The organism is Paraburkholderia solitsugae, from assembly GCF_013177695.1.
GTDB lineage: Bacteria > Pseudomonadota > Gammaproteobacteria > Burkholderiales > Burkholderiaceae > Paraburkholderia > Paraburkholderia solitsugae.
Genome location: NZ_WOEY01000183.1, coordinates 1 through 11274 on the forward strand (window position 1 = coordinate 1; position 11274 = coordinate 11274).

11 protein-coding genes and 1 pseudogene are annotated in these 11274 nt (G+C 63.3%); 2 read left to right on the top strand and 10 right to left on the bottom strand.

Annotated elements, in window-relative coordinates; translation table 11 throughout:
• Positions 1-241: pseudogene (locus GNZ12_RS42945) on the top strand (porin); the annotation flags it as partial.
• Positions 242-348: 107 nt separating this feature from the next.
• Here the strand turns inward: GNZ12_RS42945 and GNZ12_RS45205 are convergent.
• The 3 genes from GNZ12_RS45205 to GNZ12_RS42960 form a co-directional block, all read right to left on the bottom strand.
• Entirely contained in the window at positions 349-660 is a 312-nt protein-coding gene (locus GNZ12_RS45205; protein WP_172318956.1) for a 4-oxalocrotonate tautomerase, read from the bottom strand.
• Complete coding sequence (locus GNZ12_RS42955) at positions 578-1354, bottom strand: class II aldolase/adducin family protein (RefSeq protein WP_172318958.1); 777 nt, start codon at positions 1352-1354, stop codon at positions 578-580. Before GNZ12_RS42955 ends, GNZ12_RS45205 begins: the two co-directional genes overlap by 83 nt.
• A gap of 84 nt (positions 1355-1438) precedes the next feature.
• A complete protein-coding gene (locus GNZ12_RS42960; RefSeq protein WP_172318959.1) occupies positions 1439-2434 on the bottom strand; it encodes an urea transporter in 996 nt (331 codons plus the stop codon).
• A gap of 263 nt (positions 2435-2697) precedes the next feature.
• Here GNZ12_RS42960 and GNZ12_RS42965 point away from each other — a divergent pair, with 263 nt between their 5' ends.
• Entirely contained in the window at positions 2698-3252 is a 555-nt protein-coding gene (locus tag GNZ12_RS42965; RefSeq protein WP_172318960.1) for a putative glycolipid-binding domain-containing protein, read from the top strand.
• On the opposite strand, the gene GNZ12_RS42970 is transcribed toward GNZ12_RS42965, so the two are convergent.
• From GNZ12_RS42970 to GNZ12_RS43000, 7 genes are all read right to left on the bottom strand, one after another.
• Positions 3227-4207 carry an alpha/beta fold hydrolase gene (locus GNZ12_RS42970; protein ID WP_172318961.1) on the bottom strand — a complete coding sequence of 327 codons (981 nt, stop codon included), beginning with the start codon at positions 4205-4207 and terminating at the stop codon, positions 3227-3229. The two genes, GNZ12_RS42965 and GNZ12_RS42970, sit on opposite strands and share 26 nt — an antisense overlap.
• On the bottom strand, positions 4204-5085 hold the full coding sequence (locus GNZ12_RS42975; protein ID WP_172318962.1) for a metal-dependent hydrolase: 882 nt from the start codon (positions 5083-5085) through the stop codon (positions 4204-4206). The genes GNZ12_RS42970 and GNZ12_RS42975 overlap by 4 nt, the downstream gene beginning before the upstream one ends.
• Positions 5086-5179: 94 nt before the next feature.
• The gene (locus GNZ12_RS42980; RefSeq protein ID WP_172318963.1) at positions 5180-6088 is read right to left on the bottom strand and encodes an SDR family NAD(P)-dependent oxidoreductase; all 909 of its coding nucleotides are present in this window, start codon (positions 6086-6088) and stop codon (positions 5180-5182) included.
• Positions 6089-6139: 51 nt separating this feature from the next.
• Complete coding sequence (locus tag GNZ12_RS42985; RefSeq protein ID WP_172318964.1) at positions 6140-7756, bottom strand: flavin-containing monooxygenase; 1617 nt, start codon at positions 7754-7756, stop codon at positions 6140-6142.
• Between the two features lie 256 nt (positions 7757-8012).
• Positions 8013-8912 (bottom strand): mechanosensitive ion channel family protein, encoded by a 900-nt coding sequence (locus tag GNZ12_RS42990; RefSeq protein WP_172318965.1) that lies wholly within the window; start codon positions 8910-8912, stop codon positions 8013-8015.
• Positions 8913-9325: 413 nt separating this feature from the next.
• Complete coding sequence (locus GNZ12_RS42995) at positions 9326-10327, bottom strand: sulfonate ABC transporter substrate-binding protein (protein ID WP_172318967.1); 1002 nt, start codon at positions 10325-10327, stop codon at positions 9326-9328.
• A gap of 188 nt (positions 10328-10515) precedes the next feature.
• Positions 10516-11274 (bottom strand): MerR family transcriptional regulator (locus tag GNZ12_RS43000; RefSeq protein WP_172318969.1); only part of this gene is annotated, 759 nt, incomplete at its 5' end.

An 11274-nucleotide genomic window follows, 5' to 3' on the forward strand; every position in this document is an offset into this window, starting at 1 on the left:
GAATGGCATTACGAGCGCGGCCAGCTATCAGCAATTCAACCTCTCGCAGTACTACAGTCTCTCCAAGCGCACCGGCCTGTACGCGCTGGAAGCCTATCAGCGTGCGGGTGGCCAGACGCTCGGGACGAACGGCAAGAGCATCATCAACGCAACAGCCGATATCGGCGACGGCCAGAACAGCGCGCCGTCCTCGTCACGCAGCCAGTTTGCGGCAGGCGTGGGTATCATCCACCGCTTCTAATTGCATGGTGGCGTGGCGGCGTCTGTTGACGCCGCCACGGCGACGCGTTTCAGATACGCGTCGCTCAGAAGTACCCGCTGCGCGCGCAATGCGCGCAGCATTTGCACTCACGCCTCCGGTTCGGACCACAAACGCCCACCCGTCGCCCAGTTTTCACGTTTGACGTCGGTGAGAATGATGTCGACTGAGTTCGGCTCGACGCCGAGCGATTCGCAGGTCGCTTTGGTGATGGCTTCGACGAACTGGCGTTTCTGTTCCAGCGAGCGGCCTTCGAAGAGTTCGATATGAAACGTGGGCATTGCGCGACTCCGTGATGAGTGACGTTGAGAAGTGAATTTAATCGCGGTACGTGCGATCGAGCCGGTCGAGCTTGCGCAGCAAAGCGGGCCATTCCAGCGCCCCTTCAATCGCGCCGCCATCGTACAGTTGGTCGGCTGTGCGTGCGGCTACGGCTGCGCCCGGCACGACGAGTTCGCGGCCGCCCGCTTGCGCCTGCAACTGGATTTCGCAGGCCTTGATCAGCGTTGCCATCAGCACATAGGCTTCGGCGACGGTGCGGCCGGCGGTCAGCGTGCCGTGATTGCGCAACAGCATGGCCGGTTTGTCGGCGAGATGCGCGACGAGGCGTTCGCCCTCCGCAGGTGAGAACGCGAGGCCTTCATAGTCGTGATACGCGAGGTGGCCGTAAAAGCGCAATGCGTGTTGCGACGCCGGCAGCAAACCGGCCGGTTGAGCGGAAACCGCCACGCCCGCCGTATTGTGCAAATGCATCACGCAAAAGGCATCGGTGCGTGCCGCGTGCACGGCGGCGTGCAGCGCAAAGCCGGTGGCGTTGACCGGATGCTCGCTCGCGCCGACGATGTTGCCCTCGATATCGATCTTCACCAGGTTTGACGCGCACACTTCGTCGAACGCAAGGCCGAACGGATTGATCAGGAAGTGGCCGGGCTCGCCAGGAACACTGGCTGAGATATGCGTGTAGATCAGATCGTCCCAACCGTTGAGCGCCGCGAGGCGATAGGCGGCGGCGAGATCCACGCGGGTTTGCTGTTCGGCTTCGGACATCGGCCCGGCCTCGGCGACATGGCCGGCGGGCGTGTGGGTGAACGACATGGCTGTCTCCTGAGATTGTCTGGTGGGCTGTGACTGCGGCCTGAGTGTGGGGGCTAAACCTGCGGACTGAATCCGCACCCAAACTTACGGCTTAAGCCCGCGGCCCAAACCTGCCGTCCAACCCGCGCGCCTGACCGATGCCAGCGACCTGGCCGATGCCGGCGACGTGACGGGCCGCCCGGCTTCGGCACGCGCCACCGGTTTGGGCACGGGCACAGCACGCGTAAAACGGCCAGTGAGCCACTGCATACTCCACGTCGCGAGTACGAACGGTGCCGTCATGGCCGGCAACGCATAGTAAGCGGCCGCCGCTTGCAACACGACCGACAGCGCGACGCCGCCTAGCGTCGCCGCGATGCTGCAATCGGCCAGCGCGATCGCGGTCAGCGCACCGTTGAATCCTAACAGGCCTGCGTCGTACGAGCTTGCACTCGCGCCGAGCAGCAGGTGCACGGCGCTCGCGAGGCCCGCGCCGATCAATGCCCACAGCGCATGTCGCCGTGACGCCACGGCGATTCCGGTCAACACGAGCAAACCCGGCAGCGCGCCGGACGCAAAGCCGGTTTGCGCGAACCCGGCGAGTAAGCCGCGGCTCAATTGCGCCGCGCCGAGCGCGGGCTCATTCATGAGGCTCGCTGGCTGAGCGACATGCGTCACCAGCGGCAGCCAAAGCCACGTGACGATCAAACAGGGGCTTGAAAAATAGCCGAGGCCACGCGCGCGCAGCCAGCGCGACCACGGTTCCAGTAGCCATGCAGTGCCCGTCGCGGCCAGAATCGCCACGGCGGCGGCCGTTGCGTTGTCCGCGACGAAGCTGAACGCGGCGAGGCCGGCCAGCGCACCGTTAAAGCCGTGCAGGCCGGCGCGTGTGTCGTCCTCCTGATGGCCGGCCAGCACCGCGCTCACGTTGGCCGCGATCGCGCCCATCAGCGCCGCGCAGGCGAGGCGTGGGTCGCACAGGAGCCACGCGGCGAGCAGGCATGCGCCGGTGAAAGCGTTCGGTTGCAGCACGATCTGGCCGAGACTGCGCAACAAGGTGCGCAAGGCGGCGGATTGTGCTTCGGTTGCGGCGGCGTGCATGATTTAAGGGGCGGCGAATTCGATGCGGCGCGACTTTGCCGCGTGCGAGTCGGGCGCACGTGACAGGTCAGGATGAAAATGAACCGCGAGCATAGGCTACTGGCGCCGCGCCGGGCATGGCCGGGCATTGATAGTGGCTATTTACAACACATGCGCACCATGGCGCCACGAGCCGGCAAGCAGTGTGTCGGCGGACCGAAAACTTTCGCGCTACGATAGGAGCCCGGCGCGCTTGCCGCGCCGTTCCACAAGGAGACAGACTGATGCGTGAATTACGGTGGGCATCGGAAGAGGACGACGGCATCGAACATCTGGCCTTCAACGCGCGCGCGGACGGCTTTGCGGTGGAAAGCGTCGTGGTCGGGCAGCGCTACGGCAAAGCGTATGGCCTGCACTATAAGGTGCGCTGCGATGCGCATTGGCGCACCACCTATGCGTGGCTGAAGATCGTCGGCGGCGGTGAGCTGGAATTGCACGGCGACGGTGCCGGCCATTGGCGCGATGGCCTTGGCCACGAACTGAGCGCGATTGAAGGTTGCATCGACATCGATATCGCCGCCACGCCCTATACGAACACGTTGCCGATCCGCCGTCTGCAATTGGCTGAAGGCGAGCGTCAGCCGATTTCCGTGGCCTATATTTCGACGCCGGATCTGCAAGTCACGCGTGCCGAGCAGGCGTATTCGTGCATCGAGTTGAATCGCGTGTATCGGTATGAGGGCATCTTCCGCAATTTCAGCGCGAACCTGACGGTGGACGAAGACGGCCTCGTGATCGACTATCCAACGCTGTTCACACGCCTGCCGCGTGGGCGTTGATCGTCGCGGCGCCGGCGCCACCGTTGTCTGCCGGATGGCGCACCCGGTGCTGCTCGACAAAGCGCTCGATGCCGGCCGCGATACGCTCGGGATCGCGCAAGACGATCCAATGGCCGGCATCGATTTCAGTGCGGGTATAGGCGCCGACCCAGCCTTCGAGTCCCATGGAGAGCTCGGGCCCGACGTAGCGATCGCGCAGTGGCACGATGAACTGCACCGGCGCATGCGCATGGCGCGCGCGCGGGTGCAGCAACCTGTCGATGAAATTGGCCCGGTAGAGATTCAGACCGTTGATCGCGTTGCGCGTTTGCGCAGGATCGCGCTCAGCGCGTACCCGTTCGGTCAGGCGCAGCCAGAACGGCCACATGCGTGCACCGCCCGCGCGCCACACCAGCTCGGGCAGCAACGGCAGGTGAAAGAAGAAGATGTACCAGGATTTGAGTGCTTGCCGAAGACCGCTGCCGAGCGGGCGCCTGGCTGCCGGACGTGCTTTGGGCTGTTCCGCTTGATCCGCACCAACGGCAGCACCCGCGCCGCGTAAGCCGAACGACGCGTGATCTAGGCACGGCCCGGAGATCGACGTGTACGACGCAATGCGGCCTTTGAAGGCCGGGTCGGTGACCGCCTCCCAGCTTTGAATCGATCCCCAGTCGTGGCCGACCAGGTGAAACGGCCGCGCGCCGCACGTTGCATCGGCGACGGCCGCGAGGTCGGCGGCCAGCCGTTCGAGCCGGTAAGCCGCGCGCGACGCTGGCGCGTCGGAGGCCCCCGCGCCGCGCACGTCATAGCTGATCACACGGTAGCGCGCATCGAGTTGCGCGCGCACCGGTTCCCACACTGTCGCCGAATCCGGATAGCCGTGGACTAGCACGATCGGCGGCGCGTCGCGCGGTCCGCTCACGTAGACCGCGAGCCGCACGTCGCCGGCCTCGACCGACAGCGTGTCGCGTATCACGCGGCCGCCTGCACGCCGCGCCGCGCGGCTTTGCGAGCGTTCGGCGTGGCCGCGTTGGTGGCGTCGACCGCGGCCAGCAGACCGTCGATGCGCGCCAGCTGCGCGCGATTGTCGTGGTCCCACGGATGGAAGCTGGGTCGGAAAAAGCTCAGCCATTCACCGGCAATACGTGGAAACACGCCGTGACGCGGGCTATACAGATACTTCACAACGCGCCACATGCCGCGGATATGCCCGCCGCGCTTGCGGTCGGCGATCAGCAAACGCACGTGGTAGCCGAACACGATCAGCCAGAACATCAGTGTCGTGGTCAGCATCGTGCCGGTGCGCAGCAGGTAGCGTCCGAGACCGGGCTTCAGCACCGCATTCCACACGTCGTACGAAACCGACTTGTGTTCGGTTTCTTCGAGCGCATGCCAGGTCCACATCTGCGTATAGCCTTCGACCGAACCGCCAATGCGCGATGCGTCCTCCAGCAGCAAACCCGCCAGCATCGCCGTGTAATGCTCAAGGCAGACCGTGACCGCGAGTTGATACGAATGCGGGAGGATCTTGCGGCCGAAGTTGAGCATCGCCCACAGGCGCTTGTCGAGCTTATGCGCGGGCAAGCCGGCTTCCTGCAGCAGATCGTTGTATTCGATGTGCTCGCGTGTATGCATCGCTTCCTGGCCGATGAAGCCGAGCACCTGCTTCTTCAACACGGGATCGTCGATCTGGTCGCGGTAGTTGCGCACGCTGTCCATGAAGAAACGCTCGCCGGCGGGGAATAGCAGCGAAAGCGCGTTGAAGAAGTGTGTCACATGCGAGCCCTGCACGTGCCAATCGGAGGCGCGTTCGGGCGGTAAGTTGAAGCGGAGGTCGCGGCGAACCGGCATCATGGCCATTCTCCTTGTGATCCTTTATGTGCTGCTGATCGTGCTGATCGGGTGTTTTGCATTGCGCGCCGTATGGAATCAGATGACAGGCGCCGCATCACGCGCGCCGGCCGTCCACTTGTGCGGCGCGGCGTGCGCGCTTTTCCGCGATGCGCTTCATGCGGCGCGTCTGCATCACGACCAGCGCCTGATAGGCCGCCGGCAACGTACGCGCCAGCCAGTCGGCAGCGCGCGCATCGCGGCCGATCAGCACGCGCCGCTTGTTCTTGCGCACGCCGTCGAGAATCACGCGTGCGGCTTCGTCGGCGGTGGTGATGAAGAACTTCTCGAAGTCGTCCTTGCTTTGCTGTTCGTTTTCCAACATGAAGCCGACCATGTTCGACGAGATCCGGCTCGACTGCGCGATGCTCGTGCGAATGCCGCCGGGGTGCACGCAAGTCGCGGACACGCCGCACTTCATCAGATCGAGCTCCTGGCGCAACGCTTCGGTAAAGCCGCGCACGGCGAACTTGGTCGCGTTGTAGCCGCTCATGCCCGGCTGCGAAAAGAGGCCGAACACGCTCGATGTATTGACGATGTGTCCAGCACCCGACGCCTTGATATACGGCAGAAACGCCTTCGTGCCGTGCACCACGCCCCAGAAATTGATGCCGACGATCCACTCCAGGTCGGCGTACTCCATTCCTTCGATGGTGCTCGACAGCGCCACGCCCGCGTTGTTGAACACGAGGTTCACGCGCTGATGCTGCTCGGCCGTTTCGGCGGCCCATTCGAACATCGCGGCGCGGTCCGACACGTCGAGCACGCGCGTGGTGATACGCAGCGGCGAGCCGACGATATGCGGCGCGGCGGCCTGCGCGAGTTGCGCGGTTTCGGCGAGGCTGGTCGCATTGCGGTCGGCGAGCGCGAGATGGCAGCCTTCGCGCGCCAGCCGAATCGCGAGCGAACGGCCCATGCCTGAGCCTGCGCCGGTGATCGCGGCCACTCTGTCGGTGAAGTTCTTCATTGGCTTATCTCCTGTCCTCTCTGAACGGTGCCTTGTCGTTGTGCTTTTTATTCAGGTTGCTTCGGCGGATGTCGTCGCCGCCGTCGTGGCCGCATTGCCATGCGCGTGCACAGGCTGCTGGTGCGAACCCCCATGCCCGCTCAGCGGCTGCGCCGCGGGCGAGTACGCGAGGTAATCGTCCATACGGAAGGTGCTGGTCGCCTGGCGGAATTTGTAGGCGAATCCCGGCCACAGGGTGGTGTTCTTGCCGGTCTTCGGATCGAGATACCAGCTCTTGCAGCCGCCCGTCGACCAGATCGCCCGGCCGAGTTTTTGCTGGATCTGTTCGTTGTAGGCCCGCTCGACATGCGGACGCACTTCGATCGCATCGGCGCGCTCGGTGTTCATCGTCTTCAGCGCGCGCAGGACGTATTCGACCTGCGACTCGATCATGAACACCATCGAGTTGTGGCCGAGACCGGTGTTCGGGCCGACGATCATGAAGAAGTTCGGGTAGCCGGGCAGTGCCGTACCGAGATACGCATGCGCGCCATCGCGCCACGTATCGACGATATCGACGCCACCACGCCCACGCACTACGCCTGCCGGAAACGGATCGGCCACCTGAAAGCCAGTGCCGAAGATCAGGCAATCGGCCGGATGACGTGCGCCGTCGGTCGTGATGACCGCGTCTTCTTCCACACGGGCGATGCCGGTAGTCGTCACCGACACGTTCTGGCGTGATAGCGCCGGGAAGTAGTCGTTCGAGATCAGAATCCGTTTGCAGCCCATCGTGTAGTTCGGCGTGAGCGTGGCGCGCAATTGCGGATCGGGCACCTGGCGGCGCAGATGCCGCTCCGCGACTTTCTGCGCGATCTTCATCAGCGAGGGATGAATCGCGAAGCCGAAGGCGCGCGATTCGAGCATGCAGTAGAGCGCCGAACGCATGATCTTCTGCGTGAACGGCAGATGCTTGAACAACCACTGTTCGAGCGGCTTCACCGCGCGGTCGGCCTTCGGCATGATCCACGGCGGGGTGCGCTGGAACAGGTTCAGATGCGAGACCCGCGGCGCGATCTGCGGCACGAACTGGATCGCGCTCGCACCGGTGCCGATCACCGCGACGCGTTTGCCTTCGAGCGAATAGGTGTGATCCCAGTGCTGCGAATGAAACGCCTTACCCTTGAATTTTTCGATGCCGGGAATGTTCGGCAGTGCCGCCCGCGACAGGCCGCCCATCCCCGAGATCAACACGCGCGCCGACCATTGCTGGCCGTTGGCGAATGTCAGTTGCCAGCGATGGCGGGTTTCGTCGTAGATCGCGGAGGCAAGTTCATGGCCGAAGCGCAGATGACGCTGGATGCCGAAGCGCTGCGTGCATTCTTCCAGGTAGGCGCGAATTTCCGGTTGACGCGCGAACATGCGGGTCCAGCGCGGATTCGGGGCGAAGGAGAACGAATAGACGTGGGATTGCACGTCGCAGGCACAACCGGGGTAGTGGTTGTCGCGCCATGTGCCGCCGACCGACCCGGCCTTTTCGGCAATGATGAAATCGGTCATGCCGGCTTGCCGCAACCGGATCGCCATACCGAGCCCCGCAAAGCCGGAGCCGATGATGGCGATATCGGTATCGATGGGCGCGGATGCGTTGGGCGCCGCGTCGTCGGGGGGCATCATGCGTGCGTTCATCCGATCCGTCTCCTTGTTGTTCACTCTTAACTGTTACATTGGTTGATGTAACAATAGGGGCTGTCAAGGGATGACGCAAGCAGCGGGTTAGACGGGAAACTCTATGGCGCGCAGAAGCTTGTGGCGCAAGGCTCGCGCGGCTGAGCTGCTGACCAGGCAGGGCTTGGGGACGGATGCGGAAGCGTGTGTCGTTCCGTTATGTGAAATATGCCGGGCGGATTCGCATCGGAACCCGCCCGGCTGAGCGCTTGAACCGTTATTGCATCGAAGCCTTCGGCGCAGCAGTCACGCGAGCCCTTGCGGACTCGTCGGTGTCGTTGCTTTGCACGATATGCAGTTCACGGGTGCGAACCGGCAAGCCGCATTGCGCGTCGTTGAGCGTTTGACGGACCTGGCGAGCGAGATCCCAGCGCATGTCCCAGAACGCGTCGATATTGGCCCACACGCGGATGTTCAGGACGACGGTGCTGTCGTCGAAACGGGTCACCATTACCTGTGGCGCGGGCTTCTGCAGCGCGCGCGGGTCGGCAGCGGCGAGATTGCGCAGTGCGGCCAGCGCCTGGTCGACGTCGTCACGCACGGAGATTTCCACTTCCAGATCGAGGCGACGGGTCGGATTGCGGTTGTAATTGCGGATTGAGTTGCTCCACAGCGCGCTGTTCGGCACGTATTCGCAAATGCCGTCGGATTTCGTGAGACGCGTGGTGAACAGGCTGATTTCTTCGACGGTGCCCGCGACGTTGCCCGTGCCGGCATCGATCGAATCGCCCACCTTGAACGGCCGCAGCAGCAAAAGCATGATGCCGGCCGCGATGTTTTGCATCGTGCCCTGGAGTGCGAGACCGATAGCGAGGCCGGCGGCGCCGAGCACGGCGACGATGCTCGCCGTCTGGATACCCAGTTGCGACAGCGCGCCGATGATCGAGACAACGCGAATGCTCCACAGGCAGGTGTCGCAGAGGACCGGACGCAACGTGGCGTCCATGCGCGACTGGCTCGCGAGCAGCCGGTTGAGCGAGCGTGCGACGCGACGCGCGACCCACCAGCCCACCACCAAGATCAATGCGGCTGCGCACAGGTGCATTGTGATCGTGGTGAGTGCGTCCCAAAGGAAGGTCCACTGGTTAGAGTGAATCTGAGTGAGTAGATTCTGCATGGCCTTGACGGTCCTGATTTTATAAGCGGCGGCGTGTTGTTCGCCGCACGGTTTGTAAGAAGCATGGATGCCGCCGCGTCCGCGTAACGCGCGTGCAGTGTGAGCGCAACGCAATGACGAAGAGGTATCCGGAAAATGACGCGAGTAAAGCGTGCGGAGAAGGGACCGCTTCGCAACAGGAAAGTTCTACCAGTACACGCTTTTTGACAGATTGAGTGCCGGATGCGACGGGCGGGGGCGCGTGATAGCGACGTGACGGGGGTGTGACCCCGTCACAGATTGAATGCCGGGTGGCGGGTGAAATGTGGCGTTGGCCGGAGCGGATAGGCTTCAAGCCATCGCAGCGTCATGACCTGATTTGCTATGGATAGCGAAGTAACAGGTCATGCCATGTTTTTCAAACTGCAGAATCTCTATTGTGCTGTGAGACTCGCCGTAACCTCGCGGTTCTGCCATACGTTGTCTCGCACTGTGATTTTCTGCGGAATCAGATGGGCGCCGTAGAATGCATCGGCGACGATCTGTTGCGAGCGCACGATCTCGTCGCTGACGGCCGAGGTGCCATACGGGTAGCGACGTACCCATGTCTCGACCAGTTTTTCGTCAAGCCCGACTTTAGGTGCGATCAGCGCCGCGGTTTCGACCGGATGCTGGTTGACCCAAATCCCGGTAGTCCGCAACTGCCCAAGAATCGCGCCGATCACATCGGGATGCTGCTGGGCGAAGTCGCGTGTGGCCTCATAGAAGTTATAGGGAGCGTTGAGTTCCGAATAATCGACTAGCGTGCGCGCCTTCAGCGCTTGTTGTGCGGACGCGTAGTAAGGGTCCCAGATCACCCATGCATCGACGGTGCCGCTTTCGAAGGCGGCACGTGCATCGGCAGGCGCCAGATACACCGGGCGAACGTCTTCGTAACGCAGGCCGGCTTTTTTCAGCGCTTCGAGCAGCAGATAGTTCGAACTCGAACCCTTCTGCAGCGCAACGCGCTTACCCTTCAATTCGGCCACGCTATGCAGCGCGGAATCGTTTCTGACCAGGATGGCTTCGGCATGACGCCCGGATGGCTCCGCGCCGACGTACACGAAGCGCACGCCGCCAGCCTGCGCGAATACTGGCGGCGGCGCGCCGGTGTAGCCGAAGTCGATGCTGTTCGCGTTCAGCGCTTCGAGCAATTGCGGTCCGGCCGGAAATTCGAACCACTTGATGCTGTAGCCGAGCGGTTTGAGCTTGTCATCGAGCGAGCCTTGCGCTTTGAGGATCGCGAGCAGGCCTGATTTCTGATAGCCGATGCGCAGCACCTTGGCCGGCTCGCTGCCGTTGCCCGTGCTGCTGCTCTGCGCGGTCGCGCTCAATGTAGTGAGCGCCGCCAGCAACGCGGCGGCGACGTGAAGCGAAATACGGGTAAGACGGGCCATGCTGCGAATCTCCATTGCGTTCGATTGGTCGAAGATCGTCGCATGGACGTCCAGCGGATCAAACGAAGCAATGCAGATTTGAATATGACGCTCGCGCGAACGCTTAGGGGCATGAAAGCGCCGGCGTAAGCGGCGACAGGAAAGGCGCTTGTCGCAACGAAGGTGACCGCGAGCGCCCGCCTGTCTGGCTATTTTTTGGGTTTATCTTTCTTTGCCGCAGCGCGCTCCGCGGCGGTGCCCTCGGCCGGATGGCCCAGCTTCTTTTCCATGATCGCCGCGATGCGGTCGCCGAGATAATCGCCTGAGGCTTCTTCCAGCGCGCGGTTCATTTCGCTTTCGACCAGGACCATTGCCAGTGGCCGCACACGCCAGATTGCGTTGACCAGGGCGGGGACATCGGCAGGCGGCGGCAGCGCGTCGGCGTCGTAGCGGTCCAGTTGGCGGACCACCAGATCGACCAGCGCCTTGGCGACCGCATTGAAATGCGGCCTTGCGACACCCACGGCGTCGAGCAGGTCGGCGAGCGGAATGCCTTCTTTCGCCATGGTCGCGCCGGCGGCCAGCGCCGTGGGGTTGCCGGACACGAAGGAGAGACCGTTGCGCTCCAGCAAACCCAGGTCGACCGCTTTGCCGAGCGCGCTCGGCGAGGCTTTGTCGCCGAACATTTGCAGCAGATCGATCAGCGAGTATTTTTTCGGCCGTTCGCGCGACCAGCGGCCGCCGATCGCGGTTTCAAGGCCGAGGATTGAACGCAGATCGTGGCCTTCGTCGACGGCCATGATCAGGTCCTGGATGTTCGCGAGCGTGTAGCCGCGCGTGAGCAGATGGTTGATCAGCTTCAGACGCGACACATGCGTGTCGTCATACACGCCGACGCGGCCGCGCTTCTCCGGCGGCGCGAGCAGGCCGCGGTCCTGATAGGCGCGCACGTTGCGCACGGTAGTGTC

What these genes read in the sequence shown, in the direction of transcription:
- GNZ12_RS42985 (WP_172318964.1), bottom strand. Translation starts at nt 7,756, where the DNA reads ATGAACGCACGCATGATGCCCCCCGACGACGCGGCGCCCAACGCATCC.
- GNZ12_RS42995 (WP_172318967.1), bottom strand. Translation starts at nt 10,327, where the DNA reads ATGGCCCGTCTTACCCGTATTTCGCTTCACGTCGCCGCCGCGTTGCTG.
- GNZ12_RS45205 (WP_172318956.1), bottom strand. Translation starts at nt 660, where the DNA reads ATGGCGGCGCGATTGAAGGGGCGCTGGAATGGCCCGCTTTGCTGCGCA.
- GNZ12_RS42990 (WP_172318965.1), bottom strand. Translation starts at nt 8,912, where the DNA reads ATGCAGAATCTACTCACTCAGATTCACTCTAACCAGTGGACCTTCCTT.
- GNZ12_RS42980 (WP_172318963.1), bottom strand. Translation starts at nt 6,088, where the DNA reads ATGAAGAACTTCACCGACAGAGTGGCCGCGATCACCGGCGCAGGCTCA.
- GNZ12_RS42955 (WP_172318958.1), bottom strand. Translation starts at nt 1,354, where the DNA reads ATGTCGTTCACCCACACGCCCGCCGGCCATGTCGCCGAGGCCGGGCCG.
- GNZ12_RS42975 (WP_172318962.1), bottom strand. Translation starts at nt 5,085, where the DNA reads ATGATGCCGGTTCGCCGCGACCTCCGCTTCAACTTACCGCCCGAACGC.
- GNZ12_RS42960 (WP_172318959.1), bottom strand. Translation starts at nt 2,434, where the DNA reads ATGCACGCCGCCGCAACCGAAGCACAATCCGCCGCCTTGCGCACCTTG.
- GNZ12_RS42965 (WP_172318960.1), top strand. Translation starts at nt 2,698, where the DNA reads ATGCGTGAATTACGGTGGGCATCGGAAGAGGACGACGGCATCGAACAT.